Below are 23,114 nucleotides of genomic sequence, written 5' to 3'. Positions count from 1 at the left end.
GCCCTTCCCTTTACTTCAGGTTCTTGCTGACGATGGAGGCCATTTCATCAGCGGTGGTGATCACCTTGGAATTCATTTCGTAAGCGCGCTGGGCCGAGATCAGCTCGGTGATTTCCTTCACCGGGTCGACGTTCGAAGATTCCAGGTAACCCTGCTTCATGTAGGCGAAACCTTCCTCGTCAGGATTGCCGATGACGGCTTCGCCGGAGGCCGGCGTTTCCTGGAAGAGATTGTCGCCGAGCGGCTGGAGACCCGCCTCGTTGACGAAGTCGGCAAGAGTCAACTGGCCGAGCTCGGTCGCCTCCGTCGCTCCCGGCAGCTTGGCCGAGACCTGGCCGGAGCGGCTAATCGTCAGTTCGGTCGAGCCCGTCGGAATGGTGATGCCGGGAAGGACCTCGTAGCCGTCGATGGTGACGAGCTGGCCCTGGTCGTTCTTGTTGAAGGCGCCGGCGCGGCTGTAAAGCGTCGTACCGTCGGTCGACTGGATCTGGAAGAAGCCCTTGCCGATCAGCGCTACGTCGAGATCGTTGCCGGTCTGGGTCAGTTCGCCCTGGAGATGCAGGTTGCGGACCGCCGAGGTCTGGACGCCGAGGCCGATATTGGCACCTTCCGGAACGACGGCCTGGTTGGCGCGGTTGGCGACACCCTTGGCACGTTCGGTCTGGTAGAGAAGATCCGAGAATTCGGCGCGAGCGCGCTTGAAACCGGTCGTATTGATGTTCGCGATGTTGTTCGCGATGACTTCCAGATTGGTCTGCTGGGCATCCATGCCCGTTGCTGCGATGGCGAGCGCTCTCATGTGTTCGTCCTCAAATCAGTTACATCTGCATCTTGGTGACTTCGAGAAAGGCCGAGACGACCTTGTCGCGGATGGCAATGGCGGTCTGCAGCGTCTGCTCGGCCTGGAGCATGGAATCGACGACTTCGCGCGTCGTCGCCGTGCCCTTGATACCGGCAAAGGACATGCTTTCCGCACCCTTCAGGCTGTTGACCGCATCGCTCGCCATGTTGCCCATGACAGAGGCGAAGCTCATGCCATTGGCCGCACCTGCGGCGCCCGGCATTGTGGCGGCAGACGACGAGGCGGAATTTTCGGTGTCGACGGCGCCGAGCGCACGGGTCATCGAAAGGTTGCTGACATTCTGGACGCTGCTGATCATTATTATTGGCTCTTCAGGAGGTCGATCGTGGAGGAGATGAGATCGCGGGTCTGTTTGATGGTCTGCAGATTGGCGTCGTACGAGCGGTTGGCTTCGCGCATGTCGGCCATCTCGACCAGGATATTGACGTTCGGCAGTTTGACGACGCCCTTCTGGTCCGCAGCCGGATTGCTGGGGTCGAATTCAGTGCTGAAGTCGCCTTCGTCGACGCCGACCTTTTTGACGCCGACAGTCTCGACGCCGTTGCTGCGATCCATCTGCTGGCCGAAAGTAATCGTCTTGCGGCGATAGGGGTCGGCGCCGGGCGTGTCGCCGGTCGAGCGGGCGTTGGCGATGTTTTCCGAAACGATGCGCAGGCGCGTCGACTGCGCCTCGAGCCCGGAACCGGCGATTTTCATTGCTGCTGAAAGCGGATCCATGACTTTACCTCCTGACCGTCATCAACATCATGCGGTTGAAGGAACTGACCAGCGAGGTGTTCAGATCGTACTGGCGCTTGATATCGCCCGACTTGGAGAGCTCCTCGGCCAAACCGACCGTATTGCCGGATTCCTGGACGCCGATTTCCTGGTCGAGTGCGGCGTCCTTGACGTCGATATCGCCGCTGTCGCTGAAATCGTTGCCGCTGAGATGCGCCGGATTGGTGCGCGCCATGTTGATATTGGAATTGTCGAGCACCGCATCAAAGGGCGTAACGTCCTTGGCGCGGAACTTCGGCGTATTGGCATTCGCGATGTTGCCGGCAACAACCTGCTGACGGATCGTCAGCCATTCCGCCTGCCGCGAAGCCAAGTCGAAAAGTTGGATCGGTTGCATGAGAACTCTCCGTTTTTACTATCCCGAACCTAGTGCGGTAATCTTGCGTGGGACTTACGGGGAATTCAGGCTTCGGGGCGGTTTTCGGCGAAGGCCGCCGCGATGACAGTGCCGCGCGTCTTTCGGACGCGCAAGGACGCTGTAACTCTTTGAATTGCTGCGCCATTTCTTAAGTCGGAATCGATTTAAGGAAAAAAGGGGGCTCCGGCCGGTTCGCGGCGGAGCCCCTGTTGCCTTCGGCGTTACGGACAGGTTCAATTGTTCTTGTAGATCTCGCCTTTGGAGGTGACGATCACCCATTTGCCGTCGCGCTGCTCGAGTGTCGCAAGGCGGCTTTCGTCGGGCAGGATCGAGCCGATGCGCACCACATACATGCCCGAGGGATCCTCGATCAGCGCCCGGCCGTTGGAAACATGCAGCAGGCGGAAGGAAGATTTGCCGGGGAAAGGCTGATCTTCCTGTATGGCGCGGCCATCGCGCTCCTTGCCGAGATCGGAGACCGTCGCCGTCGTCAGCGGATCGATCGGCGGGGCCTTCTTGTCCGCCTCGTTCTTGTTGACCATGGCAAGCGGCGAGACGCTGAAGACGTTGCGGGCCGGCCAATCCGGCAGTTCACGCGAATTCTCGCTGCCGGCGACATTGATGCCGAATTTGTCCGCGTTGAAGAAGACGTACCAGGGAAAGAAGGCGGAGGCGCCGGCAAGCGCGAGGCCGGAGAAGGTCAGAAACCGATCCAGGATGGCGGCTTTCCTGCGCTGCTTCAGGGAAGCGATACGTTCGTCGTCGAAATCAGCCACGTCTAGCCTCTCCTCTGAATAGGTGCGCCCTGATTGCCCATGCCGGCTGCAGCCTTGAGCGCGCCGGCGAGATCGGCGAAAGCGTCGAGCGAGTCGCGATCGCCCGGAGACTGCTTCAGAACGTCGTAAATAATCGGCACCTGCTTGATCGCCATGTCGAGATCGGGATCAGCACCTTGGCGGTAACCGCCGATCATGCGCAGGTCGCGCGTCTCTTCGAAACGATGGATCAGCACCTTCAGCCGCGATACCAGCTTTTCCTGATCCGGCGTCCAGGCCTTGCGGGCAAGACGCGAGATCGAGGCGAGCGGATCGATCGGCGGATACCGCCCTTCTTCGGCGAGACTGCGCTGCAGGACGATATGACCGTCGAGGATGCCGCGGGTCGAATCGGCGATCGGGTCATTGTGATTGTCGCCGTCGACGAGGATCGAGATGATCGCCGTGATGGTGCCGGCGCCCTCCGGACCGGGACCGGCGCGTTCCAGGAGGCGCGGCAGCTCGGTGAAGACGGAGGCGGGATAACCGCGCGCGATCGGCGGCTCGCCGGAGGCGGTCGCCACTTCGCGGATCGCATGGGCGAAACGCGTGACGCTATCGACGATGAAGAGGACGTTCTCGCCCTTGTCGCGGAAATGCTCGGCGATAGTGACCGCCGTCAGCGGCGCCATCTTGCGCAGCATCGGGCTCTCGTCGCTGGTGGCGACAACGGCGATCGCCTTTTTCATATTGCTGCCGAGCGTATCCTCGATGAATTCGCGCACTTCGCGGCCGCGTTCGCCGACGAGCGCAATGACAACCTTGTCGAAGGCATCGGCGCGAGCGAGCATGGACAGAAGCGTCGACTTGCCGACGCCGGAACCGGCGAAGATGCCGAGGCGCTGGCCGAGGCAGAGCGGCGAGAAGATGTCGATCGCGCGCACGCCGGTCTTGAAGCCGGTCTCGACACGCTTGCGGGTCATCGAGGGCGGCGCGGTATTGGAGATCGAGCGGCGATCGAGGCCCTCGGTGATCGGGCCCAACCCGTCGATTGGCTCGCAGAGCGAGTTGACGGTGCGCCCGCACCAGCTGTCCGTCGGTGAAATGCGGAAGGCGCCCTTGCGGATGACGGTATCATGGATGCCGATCGGTTCGCCGGGTTCGATCGGGCAGACATATATCAGTTCCGGCTCGACGCGCACGACCTCGCCGAGATGGATGCCGGTGGCCGATTTATGGGCCACGAACTCGCCGAGACGAACATGGCGGGAGAGACCGTGAACCGTGTAGTGGCCGGCAGCGATGGTCTGCACGCGGCCGCCATGGGCAACCGCGAACTCCGGCGATGCGTATCGGTCGACGAGGTCGGACAGATGCGCCAGCTTCGGAGAAAGACCGTCCACTGATAGTAGCGTGGTGCTCATGCTTCAAATCCCGCCCTAAAATACGTCGCGTGCAGCTTGCTGCATGCGACGTATTTTGGATCGTTGTTCTTGTGCGTGTCCCAAAACCGCCGGACACTTTTGGGCGACATGCATTAGCGGCTGCCCCCAAGCGTCTGAACGGCTTCCTTGAAGGAATCCTCGCTGTCGCGCATCAGCGACGAGACGCTTTCGAAGGCGCGGTTGACCTCGATCAGCTGGGTGATCTCGCGCATGGCGTTGACGTTGGAGTTTTCGAGATAACCCTGCTCGACACCGACATTGAAGCGGTCGACGACGGCGCGCGGCTGCTCGGTGGTCATGATGCCGCTGTTTTCGTAGCGCAGGTAACCCTTGCTGACATCGGCCTCGAACAGGCCGAGAGAGCCGATCTGGCGGCCGCCCTGATAGATGATGCCGTCTGTGCCGACGGCCGGCTCGCCGCCTGTCGTGTTGAGCTGGATCGGCGCGCCGCCAGCGTCGAGAACCGGGTATCCGCGGATCGAGACGAGTTCGCCGGTATCCTTGATCGTAAAGCGGCCGTCCCGCGTCAGAACCTGGCCGGCCGGCGTGTCGAGCGCAAACCAGGCATCCCCCTTGATGGCGAAATCGAGCATGTTGCCGGTGTGCTGCAACTCGCCATTTCCCTCGTTCAGGTAGTCGTTGCCCTGGGAAACGAAGGCGACCTTGGTGTTCAGCTTGTTCCTGGTGGCTGCCACCATCTCGTCGAACTTCACCTCGGTGGCGCGAAAACCGGTCGTGTTCACGTTCGCCATGTTGTCTGCGATGGTGGTCAGGCGCTTTTCGAGGGCCATCTGCGACGACAGAGAAACATAAAGACCGGATTGCATGTCGGTAAGCTCCAAGCATTGGCGATGAACGGAACGAAAGGCCGGGCGTCGTCTTATGTGGTTCGGCCGGGATTTCGCTGAGGCGGCATCTCAGAAACGGGCGCTCGCACCCATTCGTCCCCTTTAGACTGACGGCAGATGCTTGCGCGAAGCTGGCACGCGGAAATGCCTCGCGAGCGGGCCTTTCATCAGCCTCACGCAAGGCAGAAACCCTATCGGTCTCAATGAAAAGCAACGTTCAGATTGGGCTGACGATGAACATCATTATCGGATTTATAGTGACTTGCGGCTGTGTCATCGGCAGCTTCATGGCGATGGGCGGCGACGTGAACGCTCTGTTCCAGCCCTTCGAATTCGTCATCATCGGTGGCGCCGGTCTCGGCAGCTTCATCATGGCGAACCCGATGAAGGTGGTGAAGGATTCCGGCAAGGCGCTCGGCGAAGCCTTCAAGCATGCCGTGCCTAAGGAACGTAACTATCTCGATACGCTCGGCGTGCTCTATTCGCTGATGCGCGACCTGCGTACCAAGTCGCGAAACGAAATCGAAGCCCATATCGACAATCCGGCCGAATCGACGATCTTTCAATCGGCTCCGACCGTTCTGAAGAACAAGGAACTGACGGCGTTCATCTGCGACTACGTGCGCCTGATCATCATCGGCAACGCCCGCAGCCACGAGATCGAGGCGCTGATGGATGAAGAGCTCAACACCATCATGCACGACAAGATGAAGCCCTATCACGCGATCCAGATCATGGGCGATTCCTTCCCGGCGATCGGTATCGTCGCGGCCGTTCTCGGCGTCATCAAGGCGATGGCCCACATCAACGATTCGCCCGAAGTGCTCGGTCACCTGATCGGCTCGGCGCTCGTCGGCACCTTCCTCGGCATTCTCTTGTCCTACTGCGTCTGCTCGCCGCTGGTCTCCCAGATCAAGGTCGTGCGCAACAAGCAGCACCGCCTCTACGTCATCGTCAAGCAGACGCTGCTTGCCTATATGAACGGCTCGGTACCGCAGGTCGCTCTCGAATACGGTCGCAAGACGATCTCGGCTTACGAGCGTCCGTCCATCGATGCGGTCGAGCAGGAAATGATGAACCCAGGCGGCGAAAACAAGGCGGCTTAAATGACTATGAGCAATGCTTCGCACGACAAACCGGCGATGGATCCTGCCCTCCTCGCCAAGCTGACAGGCGGGCTTGGCGACAGAGGCAGGGTCGCCAAGATCTGCAGCTCCTTCGGGGAAATCTACAGCGAATTCTTTCCCGACGTTATCAAAAGCGAGACCGGCCTCGACGTGACGGTCAACTATCTCGGCTGCGAGATCGGCTACAAGAACCACCTCATCGAAGACCTGAGCGCGAACGTCACACTCGTCGACGCGACGCTGCGCAACTGGTCGCAGAACATTACGCTTGCCTGCGGCAACGGCTTCGTCATCACGCTGATGGAGCATCTGCTCGGCGCCACAGCCGATACGATCGAGGAACCGGCCGACCGGCTGCTGTCGATCATCGAGCTCGATCTGGCGGTCATGGTCTTCGACAAGATCGCCAAAGTGCTGCGCTCGGCCGTCAACGCGCCGGGCGGTTTCGAACCGAGCCTTTCAGCCCCGTACGCCCATGATATGCGCGCCCGGCCGCAGGAGGATCGTCCGGATGAATTCGCGGCCGCCATCAACATGTCGATCACGCTTGCCGGCATCGTTTCGGAATTTTCGTTGATCGTTCCGCAGACGGCACTGCTCAAGACCAAGGTGACGCCGCCGAAGCCGAAACGCCAGGCCAGCAGCAACTCAGCGGAATGGACCGAACAGCTCGGCGACCAGGTCCGCCGCTCGCATGTCACGCTCGAGGCCAAGATCAGGCTGCAGGACCTGACGCTGCGCACCATATCGAAGCTGATGGTCGGCGACGTCATTCCGTTCCGCGACCACGGCGACGTGCGTGTCGAGGTCAGCGCCAACAGCAAGGAATTGTATGTGTGCGAGTTCGGGCGTTCAGGCGAAAACTACATGGTCCGCGTCAAGGATACGATGAACTCGGATGACGAACTCATCCGTCATTTAATGAATTAATCGGTTCTCTGGCTTTTGGGCTGCAAAGGCAGTTTGAGGCAAGTTTCAACTGGAATAGTGATTTCATGGCTACGAAGAAAACACAGCAGAACAGCGACCTCTCCCTGGATCTTCCGGGCAGCGAAGCCGATCTCGACCAGGCGATCGACGATCTGCGCGGCGTGCTGAAGCAGGATGCCGATGGCGACCTGTCGCAGTTTGGCGACGACCCGCAGAGCGACCCCTTCGCAGCAGGAACGGACCTGGCGGCCTTTGGCGGCGAGACTTCGGAAACCCCGTTTGGCAGCGACGATTTCGGCGGCGACTTCGGCGGCGGTGATGCCAGCCCGGCGGCCGGCATGGACTTCGGGAGCAGCCCCTCCTTCGAGGCGTCGCCGGCCCCGCTCGGCAGCGCTTTGAATTCCAACTTCGACCTGATCATGGACATCCCGATCGACGTCCAGATCATGCTCGGCACCAGCCGCATGCAGGTCTCCGGCCTGATGAACCTCAACGAAGGGGCGACGATCGCCCTCGACAAGAAGATCGGTGAACCGGTCGAGATCATGGTGAATGGCCGCAGGATTGCCCGCGGCGAAATTACGGTGCTTGATAACGACGACACGCGATTCGGTGTGAAACTGATTGAAGTTTTGAGTACGAAAAAAGCCTGATCCCTGTGTGGGACGGAGAGGTTAGACCATGATGGACTTTGACGATTTCGGCGGCGCACTAGCCGGGAAACCGTTGACCCAGGCTGAAAAGGCGGCGGCTGTTCTTCTCGCTATGGGAAAGGGCGTCGCCGGCCGGCTGTTGAAATATTTCACCCAGGCCGAACTGCAGACCATTATCTCATCCGCCCAGTCGCTGCGCGCTATTCCGCCGGACGAGTTGCTGTTGCTCGTCTCCGAGTTCGAAGACCTCTTCACCGAGGGCGCCGGACTGATGGACAACGCCAAGGCGATCGAGGCCATTCTTGAGGAAGGCCTGACGCCCGACGAGGTCGACAGCCTGCTCGGCCGCCGCACCGCATTCCAGGCTTACGAAACCTCGATCTGGGATCGCCTCAGCGAGGCGGAACCGACATTCGTCGCCCAGTTCCTGCTGCGCGAACATCCGCAGACCGTCGCCTATATTCTTTCGATGATGCCCTCCTCCTTCGGAGCCAAGGTGCTGCTGCAACTTCCCGACAACCGCCGCGCCGACATCATGAACAGAACGGTCAACATGAAGGCGGTCAGCCCGAAGGCTGCGCAGATCATCGAAAACCAGGTCATGACGCTGCTTGCCGAGGTCGAGGCAGAGCGCAATGCGGCCGGCTCGACGAAGGTCGCCGATCTTATGAACGAGCTCGACAAGCCGCAGGTCGACACGCTGCTTAGCTCGCTCGAATCGATCAGCCGCGAGTCGGTCAACAAGGTTCGCCCGAAGATCTTCCTGTTCGAGGACCTCATGTACATGCCGCAGCGCAGCCGCGTCATGCTGCTCAACGACATCTCGACGGACGTGCTCACCGTTGCGCTACGCGGGTCGCCCCCCGAGATCCGCGAATCGGTTCTCTCCGCCATCAGCCCACGCCAGCGCCGCATGATCGAATCGGATCTGCAGAGCGGCATGGGTGGCGTCAATCCGCGCGAGATCGCGATTGCCCGCCGCGCCGTGGCGCAGGAAGCGATTCGCCTGGCCAATTCCGGCCAGATCGAGCTCAAGGAAAAGGAAGGCGACGCTTCGGCGGCCGCCTAACACGTCGAGACTGTTGACAAATCCGGCATGCCGAAAGGCGGCTGTTGATCGCCGTGCCACAGGCGACTACCCTTCCAGCAATAGACCGTGCTCTAAAGCGCGTCGCATAGAACTCGGTTCTTGCGACGCGCTTTAGGTCCTTGCTCTGATGCATGTCGTCCTTCCAAAAACGCCGCGCGTTTTTGGCCGACATGTATTGGCTGCGGCCTGTTTCTTTGACGGAGGGCCGCGACTTGGCAGACGATGACAAGGACAGCAAAACAGAAGCCCCAACCGCGAAAAAGCAAAGCGATGCCGCGGAAAAGGGCAACGTGCCGTCTTCGCGGGAACTGTCGATCTTTGCGACGATCCTCGCCACCTTCATCTATCTGGTGTTCTTCCTTCCAGAAAGTGTCGGGCGCATGACTGAAATGCTGCGCGACATCTTCGAGCAGCCCGACCAGTGGAAGATCGAGACGGGACCGGATGTCCTGGCGCTGTTCGTCCGGATCGGTTGGGCAAGTGCGGCGCTGGTGGCGCCCGCCTTCATCCTGTTCATGGTGTTCGGCGTCGCCTCCTCCGTCTTTCAGAACCTGCCGACGCCGGTGCTCGAACGCATCCGGCCGCAGGCCTCGCGTATCTCGCCGATCAAAGGCTGGTCACGGCTGTTCAGCGTGCCCGGCCTGGTCGAATTCGGAAAATCGCTGTTCAAGGTTGTCGTCGTCGGGGTGATCCTGTTTTTCGTGCTCAGGAGCGAATATTTCGGATCGATCGACGCGATGTTCTCCGATCCGCAGACGATCCTGGTGCGAATGATGGCAGCGATGCGCAAGATCATCATCGTCATGCTGATTGCCACGGCGATCGTGGCGATCGCCGATCTTTTCTGGACGCGCCATCACTGGTTCACCGAGTTGAAGATGACGCGGCACGAGGTGAAGGAAGAAAACAAGCAGGCGCAGGGCGATCCCTTCGTCAAGAGCCGGCAGCGCTCGCTGATGCGCGACCGGGCGCGCCGGCGCATGATCGCCAACGTGGACCGCGCGACGCTGGTGATTGCAAACCCGACGCATTATGCGGTGGCGCTGCGTTATGCGCGCGAAGAGAACGACGCGCCGGTGGTGCTGGCCAAGGGTCAGGACCTGATTGCGCTCAAAATCAGGGAGATCGCCGAGAAGAACGGCATACCGGTGTTCGAAGATCCGCCACTTGCGCGCTCCATGTTTGCGCAAGTCTCGATCGATAGTGTCATCCCGTCAGTCTTCTATAAGGCGGTAGCGGAGCTCATCCACCGGGTCTACGCTGCGGACGCCAAGAACAAACGGGTCAGATAAGCCGAATGAAAAAATGCCCCCACTCTACCCAGCGTGAAAAGATCCTCGCAGACGCGATCAGCCCGGTCGCCACTGAACTGCGCCTTCTGGATGCTTCTGACCTTATTTCACTGCTGCGCTTCGAGTATTACGGCAACCTTTCCGATCTCGTCGCTTCGGCGGCGGAGCTTTTCTTTCATCCGGGCACGGTGAATTTCGGCCTGGGCGGCAACTATACTCTGGAGTGGGGCGGCAACCCCGAAGTCGTTCTCGATCTGGAAATCAAGCCGCGCGGCGTCACCGTTTACGCGCAGCTCACCCTTGCCGAAGATCACGCCGGCATCGAGATCAGCCATATCGCTTTCCAGGATCCCTCGGCCGATCCGGACGAGAACACCATCTTCCTCAAAAAGAGCCTTCGGGAAGCGCGTTACAGCGTCAACCAGCCGCCGCAGGCGCTGACCGGCTGACTTTCTTCCATGCACACTTTTGCGCGACATGCTCTCGCGCGTCTGAAAAGACGCGCGGCGCTGTAAGCGACAACGCGTGGGTTCAGCTGATATAACCGAGCCGGATCGCCTTGGCTATCGCCTGGATGCGATTGACGGAATCAAGCTTGATGGTCGCCGAGCCGAGATAGGCGTTCACGGTGTGCACGGACAGGCCGAGCTTGTCGGCAATCTCTTCGCTGATGCGGCCGTCGCCGGCAAGCTGCAGACAGGCGATCTCGCGTTCGCTGAGCGCTTCTGCGGCAGCCGTGCGGCGTTCGTCGAGCGAGAGCAGATCCATCATGATATGGCAGCAGCGACCGTGCAGCTCGACGATGGTATCGCTCGATGGATCGATCTCATCGCCGGTGAAAAGGATGAAACCATTGCCGACGGCGCCGAGCCGCACCGGAAAGGCAAGTCCGGAGAAGGGCAGAATACCGTCCTGCAGTCGCGTCATGAACGGCGAGAAGTCTGCCGGACCGGGTGCCGCACGGTCGTAACCGCCCGCCCATGAGAGCGGCAGCAGCGACTTGTCGATATGGTCGAGAAGAATATCGCCGTAGGCGTCCGTGAAGGCCTTGCCGAAACCGGCATTGGAAGAACCCCAGTTCTCAAGCTCGCAGACAAGCCGCTGCTTTGCCGGAAGGCCCGAGCCGCTGACGCGGAAGATCGCGAAGCCTTGCGCTTCGGCGAGCTTCTGCATCGCGATCAGCCGCGGAAAAAGATCGGACCGGCTGGAAATCCTGTTCACACGCACCGTGCGCAGCTGCTCGGCGCTGCTCATCGTCCTGCCTGCTGGATAGCCCATAGATCCCCCTATACGAGATTATTGCGGACGGCGAAGGCTATGGCCTCGGACCGGGTCTTGGTCGCCGTCTTGCGCATCACGCTGGTGATGTAGTTGTTGATGGTATTGCGAGAGATTCCGAGGATCATCGCGATCTCGTCGCTGGTCTTGCCCTCGGCGATCCAGAACAGGCATTCCAGCTCGCGGTCGGTCAATTCGAAATCGCGATCGACCTTCGTCCCACCGCAGCGCAGGAAGCTCGCTACATAACCTGCAAGCAGGCCTACGTCCCGCAGGCGCTCCGGCGAAAGGATGAACCCCTCGCCGAACAGGAACATCAAAGACAGCCGCGACCGGCCGACATTGAAGGTCACCGAACAATATTGACGGCTGGCGCCATCCGGAACCTCGGCACTGTCAGGCAGAAGAGCAAAATTCGGCTGGAAGACCTGCATGCATTTTTCCAGCTCCGTCGACCGGGCATAGCCGCGAACCAGATCATTGGCGATGTCCCTGACCAGATCGAAAGGCCAGTCCGACGAAACAATGAAATCGAGGCCACTTTCCTGAAGAAGATCGCAGCGCGCCAGAAGGTAGTGCGACGCACCCACGTAGTCCGTCAATGCGCGCAAACCAGACTGCAACCTGCCGGTGCTGGCGACGCCATGGAGGCGCTGGAGCAGCTCGTCGCGCGGCAACAGATCCGGCACCACCGCACTCGCGAAATTCGCCATATGCCTCTCGCCTTTGCTCGCCTGAATTACATTCATATCCATTGGCAATGTCCTGCGGCTGAGAAACGATCGAACTCGGTGCAACAGCAATTTTTCTGCAAGGGATTCAAGTCAAGTCCCGCTCGAATCCCATTTCGAATCACCCAAGGGTAAGCCAGTCGATGCAAATCACCATCTCCGACTTCTAGGGATTTACTTTCGCTGCCGCCAATGCACTGATTCGACCGCTCGTTCCAGCCTTCAAGATATAGGGAGGCTAAGGTGATTCTGGCGGTATCGCAACTTGCTTCGCGTTTTACGCGAGTCCATCTCATCATATCGCCCTACAGCCGCATTTTAGTGGTCGGGTCTTTCGCATTTCCAGTCACGGCTTTCCAGCAAACAGCGGTTAGGGATCCAGCTTCGGTACCGACATGAAAAAAGGCCGGTTGCCCGGCCTTTCCTTTACGCTGCTTCGTCGATCGCCCATTTCCTGAGGATTTTCGCGGCGCGTTCCTCGTTGATCTCAACCATACGGGAAAGCTTGCGTTCCGGGCCTTCCTTGACGCGACGATTGAAGTTTCCATCGTCGTCGCCGAGACTGAGCAGGTCCTCGGTACTGTCGAAGCCGAAGTCGGATCCGAAGCCGTCCATGAGAGCGCCGCCGGGTGCTCCCGATGCAGGCGCGAAGTCCGGAAGCTCGAGGCCAGCCGCTTCCGGCGTCGCGTCGCCGAAAGCCGCGGAGGTGCCGTTGATGCTGCGCACCAGAGGCCGCAGGCCCATCCAGACCACCACGAAAGCGACCGCGACAAAGGCGAGCGAGTTGATGATGCCGGCAAGGTTGCGGCTCAGCATGTCCATGACGCGGACACCGCCGGTGGCGTCTTCGAGCAGCTGGTTCTCAAGGAAGTCCATGGCCGTCACGGTGACGACGTCGCCGCGCTTGGCGTCGATGCCGGCCGCCGAAGCGACGATCTTCTGCATTTCGGCAAGATAGGCGTCGACCTTGGCCTGATCGGCGGGCTCACCGACCATCTTGGCGATGCGGCCCTTGTTGACCACCACGGCGATCGAAAGCTTTTCGACCTTATAGCTGCTGCGGGTCGTCGCCGTCGTCTTGCTGTTGATTTCGTAGTTGGTCTGCTCTTCGCGCTTGTCGGACTTATCCTGCGATTCAGGCCCGGCGGAACCGCCGGCCTCGGGAGCCGCCTGCGGAATGTTCTGCTCGACCGTCGTCGCGCTATCGGACTGCTTCTGCTGCGACTGCTGGGCTTCCTTCGTCGAGCGGACCGAGCGTTCGACCTTGGATTCGGGATCGTAGGTCGTTTCCTGGATCTGCTGGGCGTCGGTGTTGAGATCGGCGGTGACGCTGGAGCGGAAGTTGTCCATGCCGAGGAAGGGTGCCAGCGCCTTGTCGATGTTGGATTCGACTTCCTGTTGAACGTTCTGGACGATGTTGAGCGAGCGGTTCAGCGAGCTGTTGCTCGCCTCGTCGCCGGAAGCGAGCAGCTGACCGGCGGAATCGAGGATGGTCACGTCATCGACGTCAAGCCCCGGCACGGCCGAGGCGACGAGGTGGCGGATCGAGGTCGCCGCGCTGCGCCCGGTGGTGGCGCTTGCGCGAATCATGACGGATGCGGTCGGTTTCTGCTCCGCTTTCCGGAAGTTTCCAACCTCCGGCATGACGATATGGACGCGCGCGGCTGTGATACCCGAGATCGACTGGATGGTGCGGGCGATTTCGCCTTCCAGCGCTCGAACCCGCGTTACCTCCTGCATGAAGGAGGTCAGGCCGAGGGAGCCGACATTGTCGAAGAGTTCATAACCGGCATTGGCGCTGTTCGGCAGGCCGCGCTCGGCAAGCATCAGGCGGGCCTTGCCCGTCATCCCCGCGGGAACGCTGATGCTGGAGCCATCCGTGCCGACTTGGAAATTGATGTTGGCTTCGGCAAGCGCCATGCTGATCTGGTTGAGATCCGGCGAATCCAGACCGACATAGAGCGTTTCCTGTGCCGGCTTGTTGACGAAAAGGGCGGCCGCAAGGATGATTGCAATGGAAAGGGCACCGACGCCTCCAAGAATCATCAGGCGTGTTCGGCCCAGGGAACCGAAGTTCTTAAAGATCTGAACTAATTGATTTAACAGATTCATTCTGTTCTCGCACGATTCGTCAAAGACAAAGCAGGCTTATTGCCTCATCAGACGAATAGTCGGCGAAACTTGTGCGAGCGTTTCGTGAGAGCGAGCGGGAGCGAAAAGGCCTAAAGTAATTCCAGCAAAAGTGCGCAGCGGTTCTGCGTCCGGAATTGCGCAAGAATAAGGAGAGAGCGTTTCAGTGACTCGGAGAAAAACGGGGACGTTTTAAAGCATGTCGCGCAAAAGTGTGCGGCGGTTTTGCGATAACGACATGCGTAAAAACAAAGAGCTAAAGCGCAAGGAGCGTATCTGAAAGATCGCGACGCGCTTTAGAAGAAATCGAAGTCGCCGGCTGCCTTGCTCAATGGCTGGGAGTGGCCGTGGCGTGTGGCGCCGCCCAATGCCTTCTGCATCTCCGCCAGCTTGACGAGGCTGAGCGCAGTTGCGACGTCGACTGCCCAGCCGTGCGGGATTTCGCCGGTGATGGTGTCGATGAATTCGGCAAGGCCGCGCGATTTCTGCACGGCCAGATCAATGCCCTGCATGACCTTCATGGCATCCGGCGAATTCAGGATTTCGGCGCCGCCGATTTCGAGAAGCTGCGGCTCGATGCGCTCGATGAGATAGGCGACATCGTGCAGTTCGGAAACGATGCGCATCAGGATGTCGCTCAGCGCTTCGACAGGCGCAGGCGGCTCCATCATCTGGGTAAATGTCATATGAAAATCCTCGCCATCAAAAAAATTCGATACTGGTTTCGACAGGCTTCTGCGGAGCGGCGGGACGCTGCTCGAGAGCGACGGTTCTCTGCGTTTCGGCGCCGGTCAGCGGGTATTGCCGGGCACGACCGGAGACCGGCCAATATTCAAGCTTGCGTCCATGCTCTCCGCCAGTCGAGGAACCGACCACCGGAATGCCTTCATCCCTCAGGAACTGCACGGCGAAGGCCGCGTTCTGCTCACCGACATTGGAGAATGTCGAGATCGTCTTCGCGCCGCCGAAGATCTTTGCCTCCAGCCGGTCGCGCCGGGCGCCCTGCTTCAGGAGACCGTTGATCAGCAGTTCCATCAGATGTACGCCGTAGCGCGTGGCATCGCCGCCTGATGTCGGCGACGTCGCCGAACCGGGCAGCAGAAAGTGGTTCATGCCGCCGACACCGGCGACAGGATCTCTGAGGCACGCAGCCACGCACGAACCGAGAATGGTCGAGAGGACCGCATTCGGATCGTTCAGAACCTTGTACTCGCCCTGAATGATGTGCACGCGGCGGGCTGCCCCCTCAGTGATCATTTCAGGGCTCCAAACACGGCTTCGATCGCCGCTTTCATCTTCTCGATCGTGAACGGCTTGGCGAGCACGTTGTTGGCGCCGAGCTGGGCCGCCTTCTGCACCAGTGCGCGGTCACCCTGGGCGGTCAGGATGATGAAGGCCGCCTTTTTGGTGTTGGGGTTGGTGCGCACGGCCTGAAGGAAGCCGATGCCATCCATCTTCGGCATGTTGAAGTCCGAGATCACCAGGTGGTGCGGCTGCTCGGCCATGATCTTCATGCCCTGCTCACCGTCACCAGCCGATGTGATCTGCTTGAAACCGAGCTGGGTCAGCGCATCGCTGAGCAGCAACCGGCTCGTTACCTGATCGTCGACGATCAGAACTTTGATTTTCTCCGCGAGCGACATTTATTCGGTCCCTTCCTTTCGGGCGGCTGTCATTTTCAATATTTCTTCACCGATGGCAGACAGCGGCAGCTGCTGCTCAACGGCGCCAAGTTCGTGAGCAACCCTTGGCATTCCGTAAACGACACAGGTTTTTTCGTTCTGGCCGAGCGTTCTGGCGCCGGCGTGGCGCATTTTCAACAATCCGGCGGCGCCATCGCGGCCCATTCCGGTCAAAATCACGCCGACGGCGTTGCGGCCCGCCAGTTCCGCGACCGAATCGAATAGCACGTCCACCGACGGGCGGTGACCGTTGACCGGCGCGCGGTCGATGAGACGGCAGCACGGCGCCGAGGCACCGCTGACCTGCAGGTGCCGCTCGCCGCCGGGGGCCAGATAGATCTTGCCGATTTCGAGCCGGGCGCCGTCGGTCGCTTCCTGCACCACCGGCGCACAGAGGCGGTTCAGCCGTTCGGCGAAGCTCTTGGTGAAGGTCGGCGGCATATGCTGGGTGATGACGGTCGGCGGGCAATTCGCCGGAAATTTCTGCAGCACGGCAATGAGTGCCTCGACGCCGCCGGTCGACGAGCCGATCGCGACGATCTTGCGGCCGACGCGGAAGTCGGCCACCGAGGGTGGTGGCGCGACGGCGACGACCGGCTGGGAATACTGGCGTTGCGTGCGCGCGGCGGCCTTGACCTTCTCGGCGAGGTCGCCGAAAGGCCTGAGTTCGCCCGGCGCCGGCTTGCCGACACAGTCGAAGGCGCCGATCTCCAGCGCCGCAAGCGTCGCCTCGGCGCCGCGATGGGTCATCGTGGATACCATGATCACCGGCATCGGACGCAGCGTCATGATCTTTTCGAGGAAATCGAGGCCGTTCATGTTCGGCATCTCGATGTCGAGCGTCAGGACGTCGGGGTTCAGCCGCTTGATCGCCTCGCGCGCTTCCAGAGCGTCGCCGGCCTGGCCGATGACGTTGACCTCGGGGTCGGAACTCAGCACGGCGGTTATCAGGCCTCGCATCGTCGCGGAGTCGTCAACAACGAGAACTCTTGCCGGAGCGCTCATGCCTTCCTCCCGAGACCTTTGGCCGTGTAGCGATAGGTCGTGATGCCGATATTGTCGAAGACGTGTTTTGCCTCACCCGAAACACGCTCGGAATGGCCGATATAGAGATGACCGCCCTCCGGCAGCAGGCCGGCGAAGCGCTGCCAGATCTTCATCTGCGTAGGCTCGTCGAAATAGATGACGACGTTACGGCAGAAGATGACGTCGAACTTGCCCTTGAACGGCCATTGCGCCATCAGGTTCAGCTCGTTGTAGGTGATCAGTCGCTTTACGCGGTCGTCGACCTGGAACTTCCGGCGGCCCTGTATCTCGACTTCGCTGAACCATTGCTTGCGCATGGCAGGCGACACGGTTTCGAGCGCATTTTCGTCATAAGCGCCGGCACGGGCGATCGCGAGGATCTTCGGATCGATATCGGTCGCCAGGATCTTGAAGTCGTAATCCGCGACATTCGGCATCAGCGACAGCACCGTCAGCGCGATCGAATAGGGTTCCTGCCCGTCGGAGGAGGCGGCCGACCATATGCGCACCCTGCCGCCCGATTTCGCCCGCTGCAGAAGCTCCGGCAGGACATGGTCGCGCAGATGGTCGAAATGGTGGTTTTCGCGGAAGAAGCGGGTAAAATTGGTCGTCAGATGCGAGAGCATTTCGCGGCGCGGCGCAGCACCCGCCGGCGAAGCGACAAGGTCGCAATATTCCCGGAAGCCTGACAGGCCGAGATTGCGGATATGCTTCGACAGGCGCGAATAGACGAGCGACGCCTTCGTCTCGTTGAGGAAGATGCCGGCATCCGAATAGATCATCGCAGCGATCTCGGTGAGGTCGCGGCGCGTCAGCGGATATTCTCCGCTCGCCAGGACCTCGTCGGATCCCTGCCTCTGATCTTTTGCGCCCATTACACTCATGCGGCTTCGCTTTCGGTCTCTGGAAAGAGGGATTCGAGTTCGATCAGGCAGATCATGCGCTTCTCGATGGCGAGAACGCCGCGGGCAAATTGACGCTCGAGCTCGGAAGAAATCTCGGGCGTCGGCTGGATGGTTTCGTCGGTCACCGTCAGGATATCGGAAACGGCATCGACCAGCAGGCCGACGACCTTGCGCCGGACCTGGGCGACGATGATGACATGACGGGCAGTCGGATCGGCCGGCTTCATGCCGAGCCGGGCCGCAAGATCGATGATCGGCAGCACCGCGCCGCGCAGGTTGATGACACCCAGCATATAGCCAGGCGAATGCGGCATGGCGGTTGCCGGGGTCCAACCGCGGATTTCGCGAACCGACATGATGTTCACGCAAAATTCCTGATCCCCGATGCGGAACGCGATCAGCTCGCGATCCCCCTCGTTCAGATTTTTTACAGTGTACGACATTCCCTTATCCCACCGCTGCTAACGACATTTCCGCTTTGAGCGACTGGCCGCGCGAGGCGCCGACAACCGCGTCGACATCGAGGATGAGAGCGACACGCCCGTCACCGAGGATGGTGGCGGCGGCAATGCCCGGCACATGGGTGTAGTTCGCTTCCAGGCTCTTGATGACCACCTGGCGCTGACCCTGGATGGCATCGACCATCAGGGCGCGCTGGCCGCCGCCTTCGGATTCCACCAGAAGCGCCACGCCCTCGACCGGATTGGCCTGGGTGGCGCGGAAATTCAGGATGCGGCCGACATCGACGAGCGGGCAGAAGCTGTTGCGGATCGAGATCAACCGGTGGTTCGCACCGAAGGAGTGGATCGCGGCGGCTTCCGGCTGCAGGGTTTCGACGATCGCGGTCAGCGGCACGACCAGCGTCTGGCCGGCGACGGTGACCACCATGCCGTCGAGGACGGCGAGCGTCAGCGGCAGGCTCATGGTGAAGACCGAGCCGTGACCGGGCTTCGAGGTGATGTTGATGCGGCCGCCGAGCGCCTGGATCGAGCGCTTGACGACGTCCATGCCGACGCCGCGGCCGGAGATGTCGGAGATCTTGTCGGCCGTCGAGAAGCCCGGCAGGAAGATCAGGTTGTCGATTTCTTCGTCCGACAGGTTGGAATCGGCCGGGATGAGGTCGTTGTCGATCGCCTTCTGGCGGACCTTCTCGCGGTTGATGCCGGCGCCGTCGTCGGCAAGCTCGATCAGGATGCGTCCCGAGCGATGCTTGGCGGTCAGGCGGACCGTGCCTTCGGTGTTCTTGCCGGCGGCTGCACGCTTTTCGGGCGTTTCGATGCCGTGGTCGACGGCATTGCGGATCATGTGGGTCAGCGGTTCGGCGAGCTTGTCGATGACCGTCTTGTCGACTTCAGTGTTTTCACCTTCGGTGATCAGGCGGATCGACTTGCCGGTCATGTCGGCGATTTCGCGGACGATACGCGACATGCGCTGGAAGACCGGCTTCACCGGCTGCGCGCGGATCGCCATAACCGAGTCCTGGATCTCGCGGGTAAGCTGCTGCAGCTCCTCGAGGCCCATATTGATCGAGGAGGTGCCGGTCGTGTCGTTCTCGATGACGCTCTGCGACAGCATCGCCTGGTTGATGACCAATTCGCCGACGAGGTTGATGAGGCGGTCGACACGGTCGAGATCGACGCGGATCGTCTGGCCGGCGCCGGCGGCATTGTTCTGGGCGGCGGCACTTGCTGCGGCCGCTGCGGCGGCTGCCGATTCCTTCTTCTCGACGCGGGCGGCGACAATCTGCGTGACGTTGGAGGCAGTCTCGGCGGCAGCAACGGCTGCGGCCGTCTCCTCGGCCCGCGCGTCCGAGGCGGAAATCTCTTCCATTGCACCGGTTTCGTCCAGGATCGACAGATCGAAGGGAACCGGCACCATCGGCAGTTCGTCGTTGCTGGTCGCGTCAGCCCTTGCTTCTTCGACCGGCTTGACCGTCAGTTCGCAATCCCACTCGGCGAATTCGAAGACGGTGCGGATGGCGTCCTCGCCCTTGTCGGTCTTGATCGTGACGTTCCAGAAGAAATAAGCGCCTTCCGGATCGAGTTCCTCGAGGCCCGGCAGGTCATCCGTATTGCAATAGATCGTCATTTCACCCAGGCGCGAGAGATCACGCAGCAGCAGGGTGGCGTCATTGCCCTTGGAATAGAGTTCGTAGCGCGGCTTGAAGATGACTTCATAGGTCGGCATGCCGCCCGCATCGTCGTCGCCGCCAAAATCGTCGAAGGAAAAGGGGACCGGCTGGAAGCCGCTGTCGTCAGTCGGCTTGGTGGTCGGCGCCGGAGCGGCCGGAGCAGCCTTTGCGGCGGTCTTCGGCGCAGGCGCCTCGGCTGAGGCCGAGGGAGACGGCAATTCGCCGTTGGCCAGCGCCTCAAGCTCCTTGACGAGGCCGCGGCTGCGGCTTTCATCGACGCTGCCGCCGTCGCGCGCAGCATTCGTCAGGTCGGCGAGCACGTCGGCCGACTTCAGCATCACCTTCAGGACGTCCTGGTTCGGCTCAAGCTTGTTGGATCGAACGCAATCGAGAGTGGTCTCGAAAACATGGGCGAAGGCGACCAGATCGTCAAGGCCGAAGGCGCCGGCGCCACCCTTGATCGAATGCACGGCACGGAACACCGCATTGACGGTTTCCGGATCGCGATCGCCATCATTCATTTTCAGAAGACCGGATTCCAACTCGGCGAGCTGTTCCTCGCACTCCTGGAAAAAGATCTCTTTGATTTCGTTCATATCCATAGGAGCAAATCCTGGGTTTAAGCGGTTACACGCTCAATGGCATCGATCAGCTTGGCCGGGTCGAAAGGCTTGACGATCCAGCCCGTGGCACCGGCCTGGCGGGCGCGGTTCTTCTTTTCCGCGTCGCTTTCGGTGGTCAGGACCAGGATCGGGATCGCCCGATATTTCTCGTTGCGGCGGACACCTTCGATGAAGCCGAATCCATCGAGACGCGGCATGTTGATGTCGGTCACAATGACGTCAGGATTGGACTCTTCGAGGACCTCGAGGCCCTCGATGCCGTCTTCCGCCTGGATCGTCTCGAAGCCGGCATTGTTCAGCGTCACGAGAAGCATGTTTCGGATGGTGCGGGAATCATCCACGGTCAGCACTTTTTTCTTCATTGCCGAATCTCCTTGGCAAGCAGGTGGTCAATATTGACGCCAACCAGCTGCATGGTTTTCTGAAATGCGTCGGACACCTTGGAGAAGGTGAACGGCTGCTTGTCCTGCTCCCAGGTCTTCTCGGCGGACATCAGAACCTGGGCGCAAAGAGCGCCGATCCGTTCGACGCCGGAAGCGTCTATCGAAAGACCGCTGCCCCGGAGAGAAAGGAGTTTATCGCGCAAGGCGGAAGCCTCGTTGAGGTCGAGCACCGCCGTCAAATCCAGCGTCTTGCCACTCTTCTTTGCTGCCATCAGCTTTTCCTTGTCCCCTTGTCCACGGCCCGAAAAGACGAGCTGAGGCAATCATCCGATAGGTTAGTAAACATTCCGCCCACCTCCGACGCTTGCGAACGCTTGCGGAAGGCCAAAATCATCATTTTCGTATTCGTCCGCGACCGGTGCCGGGCGGGTAGTGCCCTCAAGGGCGCGCGGCGGTGTCGCGCGCACCGGCGCCGGGCGCCCGGCAGTGGCATTTTCCCGGGCGATGCGGAATTCGCGAATCGTCTGGCCAAGCTCGAGAATGACAGTGTGGAGGTGGTCGGCGCCTTCGGCCGAGCGCTCCGCAAGGCCGGCGCTGTCGGCCACCTCACTACCCAGACCCTTGACGTCTGATGTCACGCTGTCGAGGCTTGCGGCATGTTCGCCGGTTCGGGTGGCGATGCCTGATATGGCGGCGTTGATGTCGGTGACCTGGCGCACGATGCTGCCGATCGAATCCTGTGTGCGGCCGACCATCTGCACGCCGGCGTCGACCTGCGCCTTGGTCGTCGTCACCAGGGTCTTGATCTCGCGGGCGGCTTCGGCCGAACGCTGGGCAAGGGCGCGGACTTCCTGGGCGACGACGGCAAAACCGCGGCCGGAATCGCCGGCTCGGGCGGCTTCGATGCCGGCATTCAGCGCCAGAAGATTGGTCTGGAAGGCGATCTCGTCGATCGCGCCGATGATCTGGCCGATCTTTTCGGCCGACTGCTCGATATCGGCCATGGCGCTGATCGCGCGGCCGACGACCTCGCCGCTTTCCTCGACGGCAGCGCGCGTCGTGGCGGCCGCCTGTTCGGCAGCGCGGCTGTCGGCAGCACCGTCGCGGACACTACCAGCGATGCCGGCAAGGGCAGCAGCGGAAAGCTGCAGCCGGTCGGCCTGGCCGGACGCCGTGCCGGCAAACTGCCGCGACAGGCCGGCAAGCGAACCTGTCGCCGCTTCGGCCTTGACCGTGCGCTCGGTAATGGTGGTGAACTCGGCCTGGAGGCCGTCCAACGCGCCGTTCAGCGCGACGGCGATGCCGCCATAGGCGCCGTCGCCGTCGACCGGCGCGCGCCGCGTCAGGTCGCGTGCGGAGAGGCTTTCGATAACATCGCCGAAGATCCGGGTGATTTCGGCCTCGTTGTCGGCACGCTGGTCGGCGAGCGCGCGGCTCTGGGCGGCGCGCAGCGCATTGAAGCGGAGCGAGACAGCGATTTCCACATCGACCATGACGATGCGGATGATCGCTGTCATCAGATCGGAGATTTCGCGGGCGCGGCGCTTGGCCGACGGCAGCAGCGGACGGCCGGCGATCTCTTCGGCGAGACCGGAAACGACATGCTCCAGCATGACGCCATGGCCGGCGACGTGCCAGCGCGGGTCGAGGCCCATCTTGCTTTCGGTATCGGAGAGAACCTTGACGCGCTCGGCATAGAGGCTGTCGAACCGCGCATCCGTCAGCACGTCCCAATGCGAGGACTGCAGATCGTGCAGGCGCTCGACCTGGCGCTCGCTCTCGAAATTGCGCGAAGCGTCGGGGAATGTCTGGAACCTATGGAAGAGATCCCTGAGGCCTGCCTTCAGATGGGCTTCGAGCGCCGGCCGGTTGCGGCGCACCAACTCGCACTGGTCGGCATCGAGACCGGCAAAGCGCAGGCGGTCGCGCAAGCTACCTGCCTGCGCTCCACGAGCCTGATCTGATGGCATGTCCTGCCTCAACGCCTGTCCCCAACCACTTTCCGGGCGAAGGCCCGGCCAAAAACTTGCGCAGCATCCGTTGAACGCGAAGCATGGAGACGGTCCTCACCACCGGTTACAACCGGCG

At 61.1% G+C, this 23,114-nt stretch carries 26 protein-coding genes; 6 read left to right on the top strand and 20 right to left on the bottom strand.

From position 1 onward, the window contains the following. Positions 1–10 precede the first annotated feature (10 nt). The 7 genes from flgG to flgF form a co-directional block, all read right to left on the bottom strand. The gene (gene flgG / locus RL_RS03730; RefSeq protein WP_003545534.1) at positions 11–799 is read right to left on the bottom strand and encodes a flagellar basal-body rod protein FlgG; all 789 of its coding nucleotides are present in this window, start codon (positions 797–799) and stop codon (positions 11–13) included. A 19-nt stretch (positions 800–818) separates the two neighbouring features. After that, positions 819–1,160 carry a flagellar hook-basal body complex protein FliE gene (locus RL_RS03725; protein WP_028743724.1) on the bottom strand — a complete coding sequence of 114 codons (342 nt, stop codon included), beginning with the start codon at positions 1,158–1,160 and terminating at the stop codon, positions 819–821. A 2-nt stretch (positions 1,161–1,162) separates the two neighbouring features. After that, entirely contained in the window at positions 1,163–1,579 is a 417-nt protein-coding gene (gene flgC, locus RL_RS03720; RefSeq protein WP_003545531.1) for a flagellar basal body rod protein FlgC, read from the bottom strand. A gap of 4 nt (positions 1,580–1,583) precedes the next feature. After that, a complete protein-coding gene (gene flgB, locus RL_RS03715) occupies positions 1,584–1,976 on the bottom strand; it encodes a flagellar basal body rod protein FlgB (protein WP_003545529.1) in 393 nt (130 codons plus the stop codon). 254 nt (positions 1,977–2,230) lie between these two features. Next, a complete protein-coding gene (locus RL_RS03710; RefSeq protein WP_011650473.1) occupies positions 2,231–2,773 on the bottom strand; it encodes a hypothetical protein in 543 nt (180 codons plus the stop codon). 2 nt (positions 2,774–2,775) lie between these two features. Next, on the bottom strand, positions 2,776–4,176 hold the full coding sequence (gene fliI / locus RL_RS03705; protein WP_011650472.1) for a flagellar protein export ATPase FliI: 1,401 nt from the start codon (positions 4,174–4,176) through the stop codon (positions 2,776–2,778). A 113-nt stretch (positions 4,177–4,289) separates the two neighbouring features. Then, positions 4,290–5,024 carry a flagellar basal-body rod protein FlgF gene (gene flgF, locus RL_RS03700; RefSeq protein ID WP_011650471.1) on the bottom strand — a complete coding sequence of 245 codons (735 nt, stop codon included), beginning with the start codon at positions 5,022–5,024 and terminating at the stop codon, positions 4,290–4,292. Between the two features lie 254 nt (positions 5,025–5,278). On the opposite strand from flgF, the gene motA reads away from it, so the two are divergent. From motA to RL_RS03670, 6 genes are all read left to right on the top strand, one after another. Next, a complete protein-coding gene (gene motA, locus RL_RS03695; RefSeq protein ID WP_011650470.1) occupies positions 5,279–6,151 on the top strand; it encodes a flagellar motor stator protein MotA in 873 nt (290 codons plus the stop codon). Further along, entirely contained in the window at positions 6,152–7,102 is a 951-nt protein-coding gene (locus RL_RS03690) for a FliM/FliN family flagellar motor switch protein (RefSeq protein WP_003545522.1), read from the top strand. Between the two features lie 65 nt (positions 7,103–7,167). Then, positions 7,168–7,755 (top strand): flagellar motor switch protein FliN, encoded by a 588-nt coding sequence (gene fliN, locus RL_RS03685; RefSeq protein ID WP_011650469.1) that lies wholly within the window; start codon positions 7,168–7,170, stop codon positions 7,753–7,755. Positions 7,756–7,783: 28 nt separating this feature from the next. Next, positions 7,784–8,824, top strand: a complete 1,041-nt coding sequence (gene fliG, locus RL_RS03680) for a flagellar motor switch protein FliG (RefSeq protein ID WP_003545520.1) — start codon at positions 7,784–7,786, stop codon at positions 8,822–8,824. Between the two features lie 233 nt (positions 8,825–9,057). Continuing rightward, positions 9,058–10,137 carry a flagellar biosynthesis protein FlhB gene (flhB, locus tag RL_RS03675; protein WP_028740339.1) on the top strand — a complete coding sequence of 360 codons (1,080 nt, stop codon included), beginning with the start codon at positions 9,058–9,060 and terminating at the stop codon, positions 10,135–10,137. Between the two features lie 5 nt (positions 10,138–10,142). Then, positions 10,143–10,586 (top strand): hypothetical protein, encoded by a 444-nt coding sequence (locus tag RL_RS03670; protein WP_011650466.1) that lies wholly within the window; start codon positions 10,143–10,145, stop codon positions 10,584–10,586. 82 nt (positions 10,587–10,668) lie between these two features. Here the strand turns inward: RL_RS03670 and RL_RS03665 are convergent, their stop codons facing one another. The 13 genes from RL_RS03665 to RL_RS03605 all read right to left on the bottom strand — a co-directional run bounded on the left by RL_RS03665 (position 10,669) and on the right by RL_RS03605 (position 22,996). Further along, positions 10,669–11,415, bottom strand: coding sequence for a transcriptional regulator VisR (locus tag RL_RS03665; RefSeq protein WP_011650465.1), 747 nt, complete (start codon positions 11,413–11,415; stop codon positions 10,669–10,671). A gap of 8 nt (positions 11,416–11,423) precedes the next feature. Next, positions 11,424–12,170: a transcriptional regulator VisN gene (locus RL_RS03660; protein ID WP_041936172.1), complete on the bottom strand. Its 747-nt coding sequence runs from the start codon at positions 12,168–12,170 to the stop codon at positions 11,424–11,426. A gap of 402 nt (positions 12,171–12,572) precedes the next feature. Further along, positions 12,573–14,258 (bottom strand): flagellar basal-body MS-ring/collar protein FliF, encoded by a 1,686-nt coding sequence (gene fliF / locus RL_RS03655; protein ID WP_011650463.1) that lies wholly within the window; start codon positions 14,256–14,258, stop codon positions 12,573–12,575. Positions 14,259–14,572: 314 nt separating this feature from the next. Continuing rightward, positions 14,573–14,962, bottom strand: coding sequence for a chemotaxis protein CheT (locus RL_RS03650; protein WP_003545510.1), 390 nt, complete (start codon positions 14,960–14,962; stop codon positions 14,573–14,575). 16 nt (positions 14,963–14,978) lie between these two features. After that, the gene (gene cheD, locus RL_RS03645; protein WP_003545509.1) at positions 14,979–15,533 is read right to left on the bottom strand and encodes a chemoreceptor glutamine deamidase CheD; all 555 of its coding nucleotides are present in this window, start codon (positions 15,531–15,533) and stop codon (positions 14,979–14,981) included. Then, a complete protein-coding gene (locus RL_RS03640; RefSeq protein WP_003545503.1) occupies positions 15,530–15,919 on the bottom strand; it encodes a response regulator in 390 nt (129 codons plus the stop codon). Before RL_RS03640 ends, cheD begins: the two co-directional genes overlap by 4 nt. Then, entirely contained in the window at positions 15,920–16,963 is a 1,044-nt protein-coding gene (cheB, locus tag RL_RS03635; protein ID WP_011650462.1) for a protein-glutamate O-methylesterase CheB, read from the bottom strand. It lies immediately after the preceding gene. After that, a complete protein-coding gene (cheR, locus tag RL_RS03630; protein ID WP_011650461.1) occupies positions 16,960–17,868 on the bottom strand; it encodes a protein-glutamate O-methyltransferase CheR in 909 nt (302 codons plus the stop codon). The genes cheB and cheR overlap by 4 nt, the downstream gene beginning before the upstream one ends. Then, the gene (locus tag RL_RS03625) at positions 17,865–18,332 is read right to left on the bottom strand and encodes a chemotaxis protein CheW (protein WP_003545496.1); all 468 of its coding nucleotides are present in this window, start codon (positions 18,330–18,332) and stop codon (positions 17,865–17,867) included. Before RL_RS03625 ends, cheR begins: the two co-directional genes overlap by 4 nt. Before the next feature lie 4 nt (positions 18,333–18,336). Continuing rightward, positions 18,337–20,622: a chemotaxis protein CheA gene (locus RL_RS03620; RefSeq protein WP_011650460.1), complete on the bottom strand. Its 2,286-nt coding sequence runs from the start codon at positions 20,620–20,622 to the stop codon at positions 18,337–18,339. Between the two features lie 17 nt (positions 20,623–20,639). Continuing rightward, positions 20,640–21,005 carry a chemotaxis response regulator CheY1 gene (gene cheY1, locus RL_RS03615; protein WP_003545492.1) on the bottom strand — a complete coding sequence of 122 codons (366 nt, stop codon included), beginning with the start codon at positions 21,003–21,005 and terminating at the stop codon, positions 20,640–20,642. Next, a complete protein-coding gene (locus tag RL_RS03610; protein WP_003545491.1) occupies positions 21,002–21,298 on the bottom strand; it encodes an STAS domain-containing protein in 297 nt (98 codons plus the stop codon). Before RL_RS03610 ends, cheY1 begins: the two co-directional genes overlap by 4 nt. Positions 21,299–21,361: 63 nt before the next feature. Beyond that, complete coding sequence (locus RL_RS03605; RefSeq protein WP_041936171.1) at positions 21,362–22,996, bottom strand: globin-coupled sensor protein; 1,635 nt, start codon at positions 22,994–22,996, stop codon at positions 21,362–21,364. Positions 22,997–23,114: the final 118 nt, after the last annotated feature.

Origin of the sequence: Rhizobium johnstonii 3841, assembly GCF_000009265.1 — a bacterium.
GTDB lineage: Bacteria > Pseudomonadota > Alphaproteobacteria > Rhizobiales > Rhizobiaceae > Rhizobium > Rhizobium acaciae.
Note: the sequence above shows the minus strand (reverse complement) of the source record. Positions and strands in the feature narration are given on the sequence as shown.